At 70.4% G+C, this 15,877-nt stretch carries 12 protein-coding genes; 5 read left to right on the top strand and 7 right to left on the bottom strand.

Features of this window, described 5'->3' with window-relative positions; all coding sequences use genetic code 11:
* The first annotated feature begins 28 nt into the window (after positions 1 to 28).
* The 4 genes from AB0J91_RS04705 to AB0J91_RS04720 all read left to right on the top strand — a co-directional run bounded on the left by AB0J91_RS04705 (position 29) and on the right by AB0J91_RS04720 (position 5,391).
* The gene (locus tag AB0J91_RS04705) at positions 29 to 1,882 is read left to right on the top strand and encodes a CocE/NonD family hydrolase (protein WP_363864170.1); all 1,854 of its coding nucleotides are present in this window, start codon (positions 29 to 31) and stop codon (positions 1,880 to 1,882) included.
* Positions 1,879 to 2,724 (top strand): arpA protein, encoded by an 846-nt coding sequence (locus AB0J91_RS04710; RefSeq protein WP_363864172.1) that lies wholly within the window; start codon positions 1,879 to 1,881, stop codon positions 2,722 to 2,724. Before AB0J91_RS04705 ends, AB0J91_RS04710 begins: the two co-directional genes overlap by 4 nt.
* A 103-nt stretch (positions 2,725 to 2,827) precedes the next feature.
* Entirely contained in the window at positions 2,828 to 4,591 is a 1,764-nt protein-coding gene (locus AB0J91_RS04715) for a choline/carnitine O-acyltransferase (RefSeq protein ID WP_363864174.1), read from the top strand.
* Positions 4,588 to 5,391: a class I SAM-dependent methyltransferase gene (locus AB0J91_RS04720; protein WP_363864176.1), complete on the top strand. Its 804-nt coding sequence runs from the start codon at positions 4,588 to 4,590 to the stop codon at positions 5,389 to 5,391. Before AB0J91_RS04715 ends, AB0J91_RS04720 begins: the two co-directional genes overlap by 4 nt.
* A 276-nt stretch (positions 5,392 to 5,667) precedes the next feature.
* On the opposite strand, the gene AB0J91_RS04725 is transcribed toward AB0J91_RS04720, so the two are convergent.
* The 4 genes from AB0J91_RS04725 to AB0J91_RS04740 all read right to left on the bottom strand — a co-directional run bounded on the left by AB0J91_RS04725 (position 5,668) and on the right by AB0J91_RS04740 (position 10,809).
* Positions 5,668 to 7,431: an acetyl/propionyl/methylcrotonyl-CoA carboxylase subunit alpha gene (locus tag AB0J91_RS04725; protein WP_363864526.1), complete on the bottom strand. Its 1,764-nt coding sequence runs from the start codon at positions 7,429 to 7,431 to the stop codon at positions 5,668 to 5,670.
* Positions 7,432 to 7,501: 70 nt separating this feature from the next.
* Positions 7,502 to 7,741 (bottom strand): acyl-CoA carboxylase subunit epsilon, encoded by a 240-nt coding sequence (locus tag AB0J91_RS04730; RefSeq protein WP_363864178.1) that lies wholly within the window; start codon positions 7,739 to 7,741, stop codon positions 7,502 to 7,504.
* Between the two features lie 23 nt (positions 7,742 to 7,764).
* The gene (locus AB0J91_RS04735; RefSeq protein WP_363793721.1) at positions 7,765 to 9,405 is read right to left on the bottom strand and encodes an acyl-CoA carboxylase subunit beta; all 1,641 of its coding nucleotides are present in this window, start codon (positions 9,403 to 9,405) and stop codon (positions 7,765 to 7,767) included.
* 222 nt (positions 9,406 to 9,627) lie between these two features.
* Positions 9,628 to 10,809 carry a TetR family transcriptional regulator gene (locus AB0J91_RS04740; RefSeq protein ID WP_363864180.1) on the bottom strand — a complete coding sequence of 394 codons (1,182 nt, stop codon included), beginning with the start codon at positions 10,807 to 10,809 and terminating at the stop codon, positions 9,628 to 9,630.
* Between the two features lie 306 nt (positions 10,810 to 11,115).
* On the opposite strand from AB0J91_RS04740, the gene AB0J91_RS04745 reads away from it, so the two are divergent.
* Positions 11,116 to 12,462: a DUF2252 domain-containing protein gene (locus AB0J91_RS04745; RefSeq protein WP_363864182.1), complete on the top strand. Its 1,347-nt coding sequence runs from the start codon at positions 11,116 to 11,118 to the stop codon at positions 12,460 to 12,462.
* 79 nt (positions 12,463 to 12,541) lie between these two features.
* Here AB0J91_RS04745 and AB0J91_RS04750 read toward each other — a convergent pair whose 3' ends face one another.
* From AB0J91_RS04750 to AB0J91_RS04760, 3 genes are all read right to left on the bottom strand, one after another.
* Positions 12,542 to 13,921 carry a glutamine synthetase family protein gene (locus AB0J91_RS04750; RefSeq protein ID WP_363864184.1) on the bottom strand — a complete coding sequence of 460 codons (1,380 nt, stop codon included), beginning with the start codon at positions 13,919 to 13,921 and terminating at the stop codon, positions 12,542 to 12,544.
* A 102-nt stretch (positions 13,922 to 14,023) separates the two neighbouring features.
* Complete coding sequence (locus tag AB0J91_RS04755; RefSeq protein WP_363864186.1) at positions 14,024 to 14,626, bottom strand: FMN reductase; 603 nt, start codon at positions 14,624 to 14,626, stop codon at positions 14,024 to 14,026.
* Positions 14,623 to 15,729: an LLM class flavin-dependent oxidoreductase gene (locus AB0J91_RS04760; RefSeq protein WP_363864188.1), complete on the bottom strand. Its 1,107-nt coding sequence runs from the start codon at positions 15,727 to 15,729 to the stop codon at positions 14,623 to 14,625. The genes AB0J91_RS04755 and AB0J91_RS04760 overlap by 4 nt, the downstream gene beginning before the upstream one ends.
* Positions 15,730 to 15,877 lie beyond the last annotated feature (148 nt).

Consider the following 15,877-nt stretch of genomic DNA (forward strand, 5'->3'; position numbering starts at 1 on the left):
GATCTCCCGGAATTCCCGGGAGGTCTGAATGCGTCGCTCATTGCTGGCCCTGCTCCTCGCGCTGTTGACCGGGCTCGCCGGTCTCACCGCGGCCCACGCCGCACCGACGTCCGGGTGGACGGCCCGAGCCGAGGACCACCCGAGCTCGGTGACCGAGACCGACGTCGAGGTCCCTATGTCCGACGGCACCGTCCTGCGCGCCGACGTGCGGCGCCCGGCCGACGCCGCGGGCAACCCGGTCGAGGGCCGGTTGCCCGTGCTGCTGACCATCACCGCCTACAACAAGTCGGCCATCAGCGGCCCTGGCGCCGCGGCGATCGGCGGTGAACCGGACTTCTTCGTCGAGCGCGGCTACGTGCACGTCACGGTCGACGCGCGCGGCACCGGCTCCTCCGGCGGCGACTGGCAGGCGTTCAGCGCGCGGGAGAACACCGACTCCGGCGAGATCGTGAACTGGGCGGCTTCACCGGAACGGCCGTGGAGCAACGGCTCGGTCGGCATGCACGGCGCCTCGTACATGGGCATCAGCCAGCTGTTCGCGGCGGGCAACCGGCCGCCCGGCCTCAAGGCGATCTTCCCGCAGGTCCCGGCGGTGGACACCTACCGCGACGTGGTCGCCTCCGGCGGTGCGCTGGACGTCGGCTTCATCCCGCTGTGGATGGGCCTGGTCACCGGAACCGGGCTGATCCCACCGGATTACGGCCCCGCCGAGCCGGACAACGCGCTGCAGATGTACCTCGACCGCGTTCAGGGCACCACGAGCTTCACCGCGCCGACACTTCTGGAGGCCACCCTCGGCCTCAACGCCGCCTTCGACGGCCCCTTCTACGCCGAGCGCTCCCCCGCGAGCGTCCTCGACCGCATCGACGTCCCGACCTTCCTGGTCGGCGGCGAGTACGACCTGTTCCAGCGCGGTACGCCGATGGTGTTCGACCACCTGCGGCAGCGCGGCGTCCCGGTGAAAATGATCTTCGGTCCGTGGGACCACCTGCAGGGCAGCGGGGACGGCGTCGCCGAGGCCGGGTACGGCACGCTGCAGGAGCTCCAGCTGCGCTGGTTCGACCACCACGTGCGCGGACAGGCCGATCCGTCGCTGGACACCGACATCCCGCCGCTGACCTACCACGAGATCGGCTCCGGGCAGTGGTTCAAGACCGACCAGTGGATCGGCGAGCAGCGGGCCCGCAGCTTCCAGCTCTCCGGCACCTCGCTGCCCGGACTGCCCGGCGGGCTCGTCGATTCCGACCCGCAACCGGGCCGGAGCACCGTCGCACCGCTGCCGGTCTCCGGGCTGTGCACGCGTTCGACCAACCAGTGGACCGCGGGAATGCCCAACGCCATCGGCATCGCCCAGCTGTGCCACGACAACCGGTGGAACGACCTCTCCGGCGCGGTCTTCGAGACCGAACCGATGACCGAGGCGATGCGGATGCGCGGGCCGATCAACGCCCACCTCCACGCCTCCACGCCGACCGGCAACGGGATGCTGTCGGTGTCGGTGTCCTCGGTGGCACCCGACGGAACGGTCGACCGGCTCACCGGGGGTTGGCAGGTGCTCTCGCACCGGGCCCTGGACGAGTCCCGCTCGCGCTACCTCGACGGCGAGCTGATCCAGCCGTTCCACCCGTTCACCAAGGAAGCGCAGCGCACGATGGAGCCCGGCGAGGTCGAGCCGGTCGACGTCGAGGTGTTCCCGACCGGCGCGGTCATCCCACCCGGCCACAGGCTGCGGATCTCGGTGCAGGCGTTCGACGTTCCGCACCTGCTGCCCACGGTGCGCGACCTTCCCGCCGCGCTGTCGCCCGTTGCCATCCACAACTCCCCGGAGCATCCTTCGGAGATCACGCTGCCCGTCATCCCGGCCACGGAGGGAACCCGATGACCGTTGCGGTCACCGACATCGTCGACACCGCCCGCTACCCGCTCCACGATCCAGGCGGCGCCGGCTGGGTCCGGGCGGTGGAGTCCGTGCGCGCGGAACTGCGCGACTCCGGGTGCAGCGTGCTGCGCGACTTCGTGGCCGCCGAGCACCGGGAGGCGCTGCGCGCCGAGTGCGCGAGCATCGCCGATCGCGCCTACTACGAAGAGCAGACCGTCAACGTCTACAACACCGCGCCCGACGACGCGCTGCCCGAATGGCACCCGGCGAGGCGGACCACGTTGCGCGGCAACGCCTTCGTGGCGCGCGAGGACATCCCGGCCGAGCACCTCATCCACCGGCTCTACACCGACGAGCTGTTCCAGCGCTTCCTCGCCGACTGCCTGGAACGGCCCCGGATCCACCCGCTGGAGGACCCGCTGGCCGGACTCGTGGTCAACATCGTCAACCCCGGCAAAGAGCACCCGTGGCACTTCGACACCAACGAGTTCGCGGTCAGCATGCTCACCCAGCAGCCCCGGTCCGGCGGGGTCTTCGAGTACTGCCCGCACATCCGCTCGGCCGAGTCGGAGAACTTCGCCGACGTCGCTGAGGTGATCACCGGCGGCGGGCGGGACCGGGTGCGCGAACTCCCGCTGCGACCGGGTGATCTGCAGCTGTTCCACGGCCGGTACGCGTTGCACCGGGTCAGCGCCGTCGCAGGGGAAGTGGCCCGGCATTCGGCGATCTTCGCCTACAGTGATCGTCCAGGGGTGGTGGGATCCGCGGAACGCACCCGGCAGCTGTTCGGCCGGGTGACCGCGGCTCACGGGACCACCGCCCGCACCGACGACCTGCTCGACTGAGGCGTTCGTCGAAGCCCCGGCGGTGCGAGCCGCCCGGGGCTCACCAGGACGAGGAAGTGGCTCCGCCACTTCGAAACAGGACCTAGAGACGATCGAGGTTGCTTTGCGCACCAGCACTTTCGGCAACGAGGACGCGCTCCCCCGGGTTCCGCTGCCCACGCTCGAGGACAGCGGTGCCCGGTTCCTGCAGTGGTGCGCGCCGCTGCTGAGCGAGGACGAGCTGTCCGCCACCCGGCAGGCCGTCGAGGAGTTCCTCGACTCCGGCGCGGCCAAGGAGCTGCACGCCTCCCTGACGGCCTACGCGGGCCAGGACGACGTGCACAGCTGGCTGGACGAGTTCTGGCGCGACCGCTACCTGGGCCGCCGGGACCGGATCGCGCTCAACGCGAACTTCTTCTTCCTGTTCAACGACACCGACGACGACCAGATCGGCCGCGCCGTGCGGCTCATCGCGGCGTCGGTGGACCACAAGCTGGCGTTGGACACCGAGTCGGTGCCTCCGACGGCGCGGCGCGGACAGCCGCTGTCGATGCAGCAGCACCGCTACCTGTTCTCCACCACCCGCATCCCCCGCGCCGAGCGCGACGGGGTGCGGGCGCCCAACACGCCCGAGCAGCCCGGGCCCAGCCAGGCCCGGCACATCGTGGTGTTCTTCCGCGGCAACGCCTTCCGCCTCGACGTGATCGGGCAGGACGGCGTCCCGCACACCCTCGACGAGCTCGCCGAAGCGCTTCGCCAGGTCATCGCCACCACCGACCGCGGACCCGGCGTCGGTGCGCTGACCAGCCACGACCGGGCTCGCTGGGCGGCCAACCGGGAGGCGCTGCTGGTCGACAACACCGGCTCGGTCGACGTGATCGAGACGGCGCTGTTCTGCCTGGCGCTGGAGCACGAGCTGCCCGGCGACACCGACGGCAAGTGCAAGCAGCTGCTGGCCGGAGACCCGACCGACCGCTGGTTCGACAAGGGCGTCACGCTCATCGTGTTCCCCGACGGCTCGGCGGGCATCAACGGCGAGCACTGCCTGCTGGACGGCACCACCATCGTCGAGTTCGTCGACTCGCTGATGGCGGGTACCGCCGAATCGCACTCGCAGGCCTCGGGGGCGGCACCGCAGGGCGCGCCGGAACCCCGGGCGCTGGAATTCCGCCTCTCGCCCGAGCTCTCCGGCGAGGTCGAGGCGGCGGCCAAGGACTACCTGGCCTACGCCGACGCCACCGCGACCCGCACCGTGCGCTTCGACGACTTCGGCTCGGAGCGCTCCAAGGAGCTCGGGGTCTCGCCGGACGCGTTCGTGCAGATGGCCTTCCAGCTGGCGCACCGGCGTTCCAAGGGCTTCACCGGGGCGACCTACGAGTCCATCGCGACCCGCCACTTCCACCACGGCCGCACCGAGGCGATGCGGGTGGTGACCCCGGAGATCCTCGAATTCGTCGCCGCGATGGAGGATCCCGACGCCGACCGGTCCGCCCGCGAGCAGGCGTTCCGGCGCGCGGCCGACGCGCACGTCACGCGTGCCAAGGAGTGCCAGGCCGGGGACGCCCCCGAGCAGCACCTGTGGGAGCTGCAGCTGATCGCCGGCCGCCGGGGACAGGACTTCACCCCCGCGCTGTACTCCTCGCCCGGCTGGCAGAAGATGCGCGACGACTACCTGAGCACCAGCGCCGCACCGTCGGTGAACATCCAGTACTTCGGATTCGGCGCCACCAGCGAGCACTGCATCGGAGTCGCCTACGTGCTGCTGCCGCAGAGCTTCAACGTGCACCTGAGCACGCCGCGCACGGTCGGCGAGCAGATGACCGCCTTCGCCGACCAGCTCGCCCGCGCGATCGACGAGCTCACCGACCTCGTCGGCTCCGGATCATGAGCCTGACCGGAGAGCGCAAGGCCGACTTCAGCGACATCTACGCCCAGCCGGACCCCCGGGCGTACGTCTCGACGCTGGAGCGGTTCGAGTACCAGATCCCGCAGCGCGCCACCCCGATCTTCCGCGAGGTGATCGGGGCGGCGCGCCCCGGGCGCGTCTTGGACGTCTGCTGCTCCTACGGCATCAACTCGGCGCTGCTGAAGTCGGCTCAGGACCCGCGCGAGGTCCTCACCCGCTACACCGATCCGTCGGTGGCTCGGTGGTCGGCCGCCGAACTGGCCGCGGCCGACCGGGAGGAGTTCACCGGCGACTTCGACGTCGTCGGCTTGGACGTGTCGGAACCGGCGATCGCCTACGGCCGCGAAGCGGGCCTGCTGACCGACGGGTGGGCCGAGAACCTCGAAACCACCGACCCCTCCCCCGATCTCGTCAAGGGGGTCGCCGACACCGGCCTGATCATCTCCACCGGGGGCGTCGGCTACGTCGGCCTGCCGACCTTCGAACGGCTCCTCGGCGCGGTCGACCGGCCGCACGAGCTGTGGCTGGCGATCTTCGTGCTGCGCGTCTTCGACTACTCCGACATCGCCGGGCTCCTGGCCGACCACGACCTGGTCACCGAGCGATTACCCGGAACCTTCCCGCAACGCCGCTTCGCCGACACCACCGAGCAGCAGGCGGCCGTCCACGACGTCGAACGCCGAGGCCTCGACCCCGAAGGCCTCGAAGCAGCCGGCTGGTACCACGCCCACTGCTACCTCACACGTCCCCGCAACGCCGAAGCCCCACTCACCTCCACCTGAACCCGCCCCTGCTCAACCCGGTCGAGGGCCACCTTTTCGAATTTCGCGCGAAATTCGAGTCCTGAGCTCCGCGGTCAAATTTCGCGCGAAATTCGAATTGCACCCCGCACCCGGGCGTGTCTCAGCAGGTCACGGCCCCGGGAGCCGGGCTGGGTTCGAACTTCGCGCGAAATTCGAGGCCTGAGGTTCGCGGTCGAAATTCGCGCGAAATTCGAATCGGTGGACCGTGTTGTCGGCCCCTGGGTGGTTGCTCGGGGCCGACGACGCGATTCCGGGTTACTTGATCTCGCAGATGGTGACGCCCTGGGTGACGGAATCGCCGGGCTTGGCCGTGAGGCCGGTGACCGTGCCCGACTTGTGCGCGGTGACCGGGTTCTCCATCTTCATGGCCTCCAGGACGGCGATCTGGTCGCCCTCGGCGACCTCCTGACCGTCCTCGACCGCCACCTTCACGATGGTGCCCTGCATCGGCGCCGCGACCGCGTCGCCGGACGCCGCACCACCGGCCTTGCCCGCGGCCCGCTTGCGCGGCTTGGCCTTCGCCGCCGGGGCCGCCGAGGTCGCCGCGAACGCGGCGGGCAGCGAGACCTCCAGGCGACGGCCGCCGACCTCGACGAGGATCGTCTGCCGCTCCTCGGACTCCTCGCCGGCTTCAGCGGCACCCGTGTGGGGCTCGATGGTGTTGTCGAACTCGGTCTCGATCCACCGGGTGTGCACGGTGAAACCGTCGGTGCCGACGAACGCCGGGTCGCGCACGATCGCGCGGTGGAACGGCAGGACCGTGGCCATGCCCTCCACCTGCATCTCGTCGAGGACGCGACGAGCGCGCTGCAGCGCCTGCTGCCGGTCCGCGCCGGTGACGATGATCTTGGCCAGCAGCGAGTCGAACTGGCCGCCGATGACGCTGCCGGTCTCCACACCCGCGTCCACGCGGACGCCCGGTCCCTGCGGGGCGACGAACTTGGTCACGGTGCCCGGCGCGGGCAGGAAGTTGCGGCCGGCGTCCTCGCCGTTGATGCGGAACTCGATGGAGTGGCCGCGCGGTTCCGGGTCGGCGCCGAGATGCAGCTTCTCGCCGGAGGCGATGCGGAACTGCTCGCGGACCAGGTCGATGCCGGTGGTCTCCTCGGAGACCGGGTGCTCGACCTGCAGCCGGGTGTTGACCTCCAGGAACGAGATCGTGCCGTCCTGGCCGACGAGGAACTCCACGGTACCGGCGCCGTAGTAGCCGGCCTCGGAGCAGATCGCCCGCGCGGCCTCGTGGATCCGGCTGTGCTGGTCCTCGGTCAGGAACGGCGCCGGGGCCTCCTCGACGAGCTTCTGGTGGCGGCGCTGCAGCGAGCAGTCGCGGGTTCCCACCACGACGACGTTGCCGTGCTGGTCGGCGACCACCTGCGCCTCGACGTGACGCGGGCGGTCCAGGTAGCGCTCGACGAAGCACTCACCGCGCCCGAAGGCGCTCTCGGCCTCGCGGACCGCGGAGGCGAACAGCTCCGGGATCTCCTCGATGGTGCGCGCGACCTTCAGGCCGCGACCGCCACCGCCGAAGGCGGCCTTGATGGCCACCGGCAGCCCGTGCTCCTGGGCGAAGGCCACGACGTCGTCGGCGCCCGGGACCGGGTCCTTGGTGCCGGGCACCAGCGGCGCCCCGGCGCGGGTGGCGATGTGCCGGGCGGTCACCTTGTCACCGAGGTCGCGGATGGCCTGCGGCGACGGGCCGATCCAGATCAGACCGGCGTCGAGCACGGCCTGGGCGAAGTCGGCGTTCTCCGACAGGAACCCGTAGCCGGGGTGCACCGCGTCCGCGCCGGAGCGCTTGGCGGCGTCGATGATCTTGTCGATGTTCAGGTAGGACTCGCCGGGCGTGGAACCGCCCAGGGCGAAGGCCTCGTCGGCCAGCCGCACGTGCTGCGCGTCGGCGTCCGGCTCGGCGTAGACCGCGACGGAGGCGATTGCCTCGTCCTGGCAGGCGCGGATGACCCGCACCGCGATCTCACCGCGGTTGGCGATCAGGACCTTGCTGATCGGCGTCACGTCCACAGTGGTCAACTCCTCATGTACCCGGCGCGACGCCGGAGCAGGCGGAAAACGTCAAGTCTGGAAACGAGGTTCAGCCCGGCAGGGCCGAGGCCCGCCACCCGTGCGGTCCCGGCCGGAGCGGGCGGCGGCCCGCCGGGTGGCGCACCGCCGCGATCGGGTCACCCCACAACGACATGGGCTCGGGCGCGTCCTCGGGAGTCCGGGCGGCGGCCGCGCCGGCCAGCGCCGCGGCCACGGCGGCGATCTCGACGTCGTCGGGATCGCCGCGCACGATGCGCAGCACCGGCCGCTGCGGGGATTGCTCGCTCATCGGATAGCTCCTTGCTTCGCCGATTACAGCGGGATGTTGCCGTGCTTCTTGGCCGGCAGGCTCGCTCGCTTGTCGCGGAGCATGCGCAGCGACCGGGCCACGTAGCCGCGGGTGAACGACGGCGGGATGACCGAGTCCACGTAGCCGCGCTCGGCGGCCGTGTAGGGGTTGCACAGGGTGTCCTCGTACTCCTGCTGCAGCTGGGCGCGCAGCGCCTCGACGTCCTCGCCGGCAGCGGCGGCGTCGGCGAGCTGGCGCCGGTAGAGGATGTTGGCCGCTCCCTGCGCGCCCATGACCGCGATCTGCGCGGTCGGCCACGCCAGGTTGATGTCGGCTCCGAGGTGCTTGGAACCCATCACGTCGTAGGCGCCGCCGTAGGCCTTGCGGGTGATCACGGTGACCAGCGGGACGGTGGCCTCGGCGTAGGCGTAGAGCAGCTTGGCTCCGCGCCGGATGATGCCGTTCCACTCCTGGTCGGTGCCGGGCAGGAACCCCGGCACGTCGACGAAGGTGAGCACCGGGATGTTGAAGGCGTCGCAGGTCCGCACGAAGCGCGCGGCCTTCTCGCTGGCGCCGATGTCGAGCGTGCCGGCGAACTGGGTGGGCTGGTTGGCCACGATGCCCACCGGCTGGCCCTCGACTCGCCCGTAGCCGGTGATGATGTTCGGCGCGAACAGCGAGGAGACCTCCAGGAACTCCCCGTCGTCGACGACGGTGGAGATCACCTGGTGCATGTCGTAGGGCTGGTTCGGCGAGTCCGGGACCAGCGTGTCGAGCGCGCGGTCGTCGTCGGTGATCGCGTCCGCGATCGCCCCGGCACCGGTGTCGGCGCCCTCGAAGACCGGCGCCTCGGAGAGGTTGTTGCTCGGCAGGAACGACAGCAGTTCCTTGACGTAGCCGATGGCGTCGTCCTCGTCGGAGGCGAGGTAGTGCGCGTTGCCCGAGCGCGAGTTGTGGGTGTGCGCGCCGCCGAGCTCCTCGAAGGTGACGTCCTCGCCGGTGACGGTCTTGATGACGTCCGGGCCGGTGATGAACATGTGCGAGGTCTTGTCGACCATGACGGTGAAGTCGGTGATGGCCGGCGAGTACACCGCACCGCCCGCGCACGGTCCCATGATCAGCGAGATCTGCGGGATGACACCGGAGGCGTGGGTGTTGCGCTTGAAGATCTCGGCGTAGAGGCCCAGCGCCGCCACGCCCTCCTGGATGCGGGCGCCGCCGGAGTCGTTGATGCCGATCAGCGGGCAGCCGGTCTTGAGCGCCAGGTCCATGACCTTGACGATCTTCTCGCCGAAGACCTCGCCGAGCGAACCGCCGAAGACGGTGAAGTCCTGGGAGAACACGCACACCTTGCGGCCGTCGACGGTGCCGTAGCCGGTCACCACGCCGTCGCCGTAGGGGCGGTTCTCCTCCATCCCGAAGTTGGTGGAGCGGTGCCGCGCGTGCTCGTCGAGCTCGACGAACGAGCCCTCGTCCAGCAGCATGTCGATGCGCTCGCGGGCGGTCTTCTTGCCCTTCTCGTGCTGCTTGGCCACCGCGCGAGCCGAGCCGGCGTGCACCGCCTCGTCGTTCCGCCGGTACAGATCCGCCAGCTTGCCCGCGGTCGTGTGGATGTCGGGCACATCAACCGGCGGCTGACCGACCGGCTCCGTCGCGCTGCTCATGCAACCAACCTGTCCTCGTTACCTGCTCGGTTCCAGTATCCGCAGGTCTGCGCGCAGCCTGTCGCCGTCGGTTCGGCGGGCGGATCTGTCTCGCCGGAGATTAATAGCCCGGGGTTGATCGAGTCAAACCCACAAGTGACCGACCACTAGCCGCGCCGAGGCGGTTCAGCTGGCTTCTCCTGCCCTTTCTCCCTCTAAGTGAACGGCGGGTAGCGCGCCGGCTCAGGCCTCGACCGGTGTTTCCAGCATCAGCGCCGAGCCCAGGCGCAGCACGGCGACGGCGTCGCGGATCGGGCCGGTGCGGGCCATGTCGTTGGCGGCGGTCAGCGCCGCCTGCACCAGGATCCGGGAGCGCACCGGGTCCAGCTCCGGGCGCGCCTCGCACAGCAGTCCGACCCACTCGGCGACGTAGGCGTGCTGGGTCTGGCGTGCGCGGTGGCGTTCGGCGGCGGGCAGGTGGCCGACCTCGCTGACCAGGATGTCGATGAACCCGCCGTGGTCGAAGGCGAAGCGGATGTAGGAGCGCAGCAGGGCTCGCAGCGCCTCGGCGGGGTCGGCCTTGGTGGCCAGGGTGCGCTCCAGCTCCACCTCCAGCCACGCGTTGCCCCGGGTGATCACCGCGCTGAGCAGCTCCTGCTTGCTGGCGAAGTAGTTGTACAGGCTGGGCCCGGCGATCCCGGCCGCAGCGCCGACGTCCTCGGTGGTGATCTTGGTGTAGCCGGCGTCGGCGAACAGCCGGGTCGCCGCGGCCAGCAACAGCCTCCGCCGCGAGGCTCGCCCGGAGAAGCGTTCCAGCTGGTCGGGGCGGGCTTCCGGGCGCGGGGCGAGCTCCTGCGGCGGCCGGGTGCCGATGATCACCACCATCTCGCCGAGCAACCGTTCGAACTCCCGCCTCCCCAGCTGCACCTGGTGGTAGGAGGGGCTGGTCAGGACGCTGAACATGCACCAGGCGCGGAACCGCGCATCGGCGTCGCCGAGTTCGGGGCGGAACGCCCGGGCCAGGCGGGTGAGCCCGCGCGCGACCTCGCGCAGTTCACCGCGCAGCACGTCACGACGCTCCTCGGGCAGCCGCCGGGACTCCCGCTGCCAGAGCACCCCGAGCTGCCGGTGGTCGAGCGCGGTCGCGGCCAGCCGGGCCACCACGTCCTCGACGTCGCCCGGCTCGGCGGTGATCTCGACGAACGGGTGCAGCTCGTCGAGCACGACGTGGGTCAGCAGCTGCTGCTTGCCCGCGAAGTGCCGGTAGAGCGCGGAGGACCCGACGCCGACGGCCTCGGCGATGTCGCTCATGCCGACCTGGTCGAAGCCGTCGCGGTGGAACAGCTCGGCCGCGGCTGCGGTGATCAGCGCTCGCCGGTTCCGGGGCCGCGTGTTGCGCGCGGGAGGACTTCCCACCTCGGCCATCACCACCTCCGTTCGCTCCGGGTGCCGTGTCCGGCCGAGGCTATTTCGCCTCGCGAAGCGGAACAACCTCGGCTCATCTCCGCGACGAGAACCGCGGTCTTCGCCCGCACGTCTCCCGCTGTTCCCGCTCTCGTTGCGCCGGGGCGGTTGCGGGCTGATACTCGCCGTGCCAATCCGGGCGATCGGTATCGCACCGGGGGTCCGTTTTGTCCTACGTGGAGGGCTTGTCGTCGTCGAAAACCGCAGAATCTTCGGATAATCTGCGATCGCCTCTTTGTCACTACTGTTCACAGTGGACGGAACCACATGTCCGAGCTCGCTCGAAGCCTCGGCGTCACCGACACCGACGCCCGCCGCCGATGGATCGCCGACATCCTCGTCGACTCCTTCTCGGAACTCATGGAACGCGACCCGGCGGCGTTCCGCACCAAGTTCCGCAAGATGGCGGCCGACCCGTTCGCCTTCTACCGGGGCAGCGCGTGCCTGTTCTACTCCGACGTCAACCGGCTGACCGACCCGTGGGCCGACGAGCGCACCAGCAGGGTGTGGATCCAGGGCGATCTGCACGCGCAGAACTTCGGCACCTACATGAACGCCTCCGGAGTGCTGGTCTTCGACGTCAACGACTTCGACGAGGCCTACCTCGGGCACTTCACCTGGGACCTGCAGCGCTTCGCCGCGAGCCTGGCGCTGCTGGCCTGGAGCAAGGCGCTGCCCGACACCGACATCGTGGCGTTCGTGCGTCGCGCGGCGACCTCCTACCTCGACCAGGTCCGGTCCTTCGCCACCCAGAGCGGCGATTCCGACTACTCGCTGCGGCTGTCGACCACCGACGGCACGATCCACGACCTGCTGCAGCAGACCCGGCTGCGCAGCCGCACCGGACTGCTCGACCGGCTCACCGAGGCCGAGGGCTACGACCGGCGGATGCGGCGAGGTCCGAACATCCGGCAGCTCGACGACGCGGAGCGAGGCAGGGTCGAGAAGGCGTTCGCGCGCTACCTGGAGACCATCCCGCAGGAGAACCGGATGCGGGAGGTCGCCTACACGGTCAAGGACATCGTCGGTTCCAGCGGCTTCGGCATCGGCAGCGCGGGACTTCCCGCGTACAACGTGCTCATCGAGGGGCCGACCGAGGCCCTGGAGAACGACATCGTGCTCTCGATGAAGCAGGGCAACGTGGCCGCGCCGTCGCGGGTGGTCACCGACCAGCGCATCCGCGACCACTTCGAGCACCACGGGCACCGCACGGCCCTGTCGCAGCGCGCGTTGCAGGCCCACGCCGACCCGATGCTCGGCCACACCGAGATCGGCGGGGTCGGCTACCTCGTCGATGAGCTCTCGCCGTACGAGTCGGACCTGGAGTGGAACGACCTGACCGAGCCGAGCGACATCGTGCCGGTGCTGGACTACCTGGGCCGCGCGATCGCGAAGATCCACTGCGTGTCGGACGCGCAGTCGGACACCCAGCTGGTCGACTTCCAGGTCGAGGAGGCGATCCTCAACGCCGTCGGCGACCGGGAGAAGGAGTTCGTCGACTGGCTCGTGGAGTTCGCACTGCACTACGCCGACGTCGTTCGCGACGACTACCGCCTGTTCGTCGACGCCTTCCGCAACGGCGAGATCGGTCGGGTCACCGCCACCGCGGACTGAGCCTCACCCGCCCGCCCGCAGGGCCTGGAACATCAGGCGGTGGACCCCCTCGGCTCGTAGAGGGCGATGGCGCCGTTCCCTACCAGGTCCAGCGGGTGGCGGCGGCCAGCTCGTCAGGGGTGGCCTCGCCGAAGCGGGCTGCTTCACCCCTGCGGACGGTGAGGATCGCGTCGTGCAGTTCCGGCTCCAGCGCTTCTGCGAGCACCTCCGAGCCGGCGAGGGCGTCGGCGGCCTCCTCCGGCCCGGCCGGGAGGCGTTCGATCCCGGCTTCGGCGCGGTCTGATTCGGTCAGCAGCGCCGGATCGCCGGTGATCTCGTCGGGCAGCGTGAGTTCCTCGCGCACACCGGCGAGCCCGGCGGCGACCACCGCTCCGACGGCCAGGTAGGGGTTGGAAGTGGCGTCGAAGCACTTGATCTCGGCGTTGGCGGCCCAGGACTGGGTCCCTTCGGTGCCGGTGATCAGGCGCAGCGCGGCCTCCCTGGTCTCGCGCCCCCAGACCTGCCAGATGCCGGCCCAGCGGGACGGACCGAGTCGCAGGAAGCTCGCCGGGTTGCCGGCCCCGATGGCCACCAGCGCGGGCAGTTCGCGCAGCACACCGGCCAGGAACGCCTCGCCGCGCGGCTGCAGGCCGTAGCGCCCGCGACCGCCGGCGAACAGGTTCCCGCGCGAGTCGTGCACCGACAGGTGCAGGTGCGCGCCGGAACCGGCTCCCTCCGGGACGAGGCAGGGGGCGAAGCTCGCGCGCCAGCCGTGGCGGCGGGTGACCGCGCGGATGGTGTGCCGGGTGAGCACCGCGTCGTCGGCGGCGCCCACCGGGTCCTTGGCCGCCACCGACACCTCGGCCTGCCCGAGCGCGTACTCGGGGTGGAACTGGAGCACGTCCAGACCCTGCTCGTGCAGGGTCCGCACCAGCCCCAGCCCGTAGTCGGCGAGCGCTTCCAACCGCACCTGCCCGTAACCGGATCCGGTGACAGCGGGCACGAAGTCGTCGGCACCGGGCTCGGCCAGGGCCCACTCGTGCTCGAAGGCGGCCGAGACCGTCAGACCCATCGAGGCGGCCGCGGCGACCTGCCGGGCGGCGAAGGCCCGCTGGCAGGCCACGAACCGCGACCCGTCCTGGGTGTACTTGTCCGCGGGCGCCCACGCCCACCCCGGCATGGCCACCAGCCTGGTGAGCCGCGCGATGTCGGGGATCAGGCGCAGGTCGCCGTCGGGACCGCCGAGGTGGGTGCCGCGCAGCATCACGTCGTCGAAGGTGAAGGTCTCGAAGCACGGCGAGGCGCCGAGCCCGTAGCGGGCGAGCTCGGACAACCGGTCCAGCGGTGCGGTCTTGACCCGCACGATGCCCGCGTTGTCCACGAAGGACAGTTCCAGCAGCTCCACGCCCTCGGCCCGCAGTCGCGCCGAGGCGGGCACCAGCTCGGCCGGCTCCGATGCCGGAATCCGATCACCGCTCATCCACCCACGGTAGTCGCCGGAGCGCACCGACCGCAGCGGATTTCAGCGCGCGCACGCCAGCGCCCCCACGATCGGTGGTGGGAGCGGGCGTGCGCGGTGCTTCTAGTTCTGCTGTTGGGCCAGGAGTTGTTCGAACGGGACCGGCTCGTCGAACGGATCGGCGGCCTGGACCGCGGGTCGCTGCTCGATGAGCGCGGCCAGCTCGCCGGCCGCGCGCTCGACGCGGTCGGCCAGGGTGCTCTCACCACCGGTGGCCCAGTCCTCCGAGGCCGCGTAGACCGAGGTCGGCGCGACCACGGCGTGCAGGTAGGCGAACATCGGCCGCATCGCGTGCTCCAGCGCCAGCGAGTGCCGGGCCGAACCACCGGTCGCACCGATGACCACCGGTTTCCCCGCAAGGGCGTCCTTGTCGAGCACGTCGAAGAAGGACTTGAACAGCCCGCTGTAGGACGCCTGGAAGATGGGGGTGATCGCGATCAGCCCGTCGGCGGCGCGGACCGCTTCGAGCACCTCCTCCAGCTCCGGGCCGGCGAACCCGGTGACGAAGTTGTGGGCGATGGCCGTGGCGTGATCCCGCAGCTCCACGACCCGGACGTCGACCGGGGTGTTGTGCGCGGTGGCCGCGGCCAGCCGGTCGGCCAGCATCCGCGTCGAGGACGGGGTGCTGAGCCCGGCGGAGATCACGACGATGTCGCGCTCGCTCATTTCGCGACCTCCTGCTTCTGCTCCTCCTGCTGCTGCTTGGCCGCGAGCAGGGACTGGTGGGTCGGGGCGTCCGGCACGTGCGCGGGCTTGAGCTTGGCGAACTCCTCGCGCAGCACCGGCACGACCTCCTCGCCGAGGATGTCGAGCTGCTCCAGCACCGTCTTGAGCGGCAGACCGGCGTGGTCCATCAGGAACAGCTGGCGATGGTAGTCGCCGACGTTCTCGCGGAAGCTCAGCGTGCGGTCGATGACCTGCTGCGGGCTGCCGACGGTGAGCGGGGTGGCCTGGCTGAAGTCCTCCAGCGACGGTCCGCCGCCGTAGACCGGGGCGTTGTCGAAGTAGGGCCGGAACTCGCGGACGGCGTCCTGGGAGTTCTTGCGCATGAACACCTGGCCGCCGAGTCCGACGACGGCCTGGTCGGCCTTGCCGTGCCCGTAGTGCTCGTAGCGCTGCCGGTAGAGCCGCACCATGCGCTTGGTGTGCTCGGCCGGCCAGAAGATGTTGTTGTGGAAGAACCCGTCGCCGTAGTAGGCGGCCTGCTCGGCGATCTCGGGCGAGCGGATCGAGCCGTGCCACACGAACGGAGCCACTCCGTCGAGCGGACGCGGGGTCGCGGTGAACGACTGGAGCGGGGTGCGGAACTTGCCCTCCCAGTCCACGACGTCCTCCCGCCACAACCGGCGCAGCAGCGCGTAGTTCTCGATGGCCAGCGGGATGCCCTGCCGGATGTCCTGGCCGAACCACGGGTAGACGGGCCCGGTGTTGCCGCGCCCCATCATCACGTCCACCCGGCCGCCCGCCAGGTGCTGCAGCATCGCGAAGTCCTCGGCGATCTTCACCGGATCGTTCGTGGTGATCAGCGTGGTGGAGGTCGACAGGATCAGGTCCTCGGTCTGGGCCGCGATGAAGCCGAGCATCGTCGTCGGCGAAGAGGCCACGAACGGCGGGTTGTGGTGCTCGCCGGTGGCGAAGACGTCGAGCCCGACTTCTTCGGCCTTGAGCGCGATCCGCACCATCGCCTGAATCCGCTCGGCCTCGGTCGGGGTACGGCCGGTGGTCGGGTCAGTCGTCACGTCACTGACCGAGAAGATCCCGAACTGCATTGTGAACTCCCTGCTGAACCCGAGCCCGCGCCTTTTTGTACGAGCTTCAACTACTTGCGTGAACGAGTCTTCCCTACGAAGTATTCCAGGGAACCACGGCACGCCGCCAAGGCGACGCAGGTCACATTCGAGCCGGCTCCAGGGCCGA

It is taken from the genome of Saccharopolyspora sp. NPDC049357, from assembly GCF_040677225.1.
Lineage (GTDB): Bacteria > Actinomycetota > Actinomycetes > Mycobacteriales > Pseudonocardiaceae > Saccharopolyspora.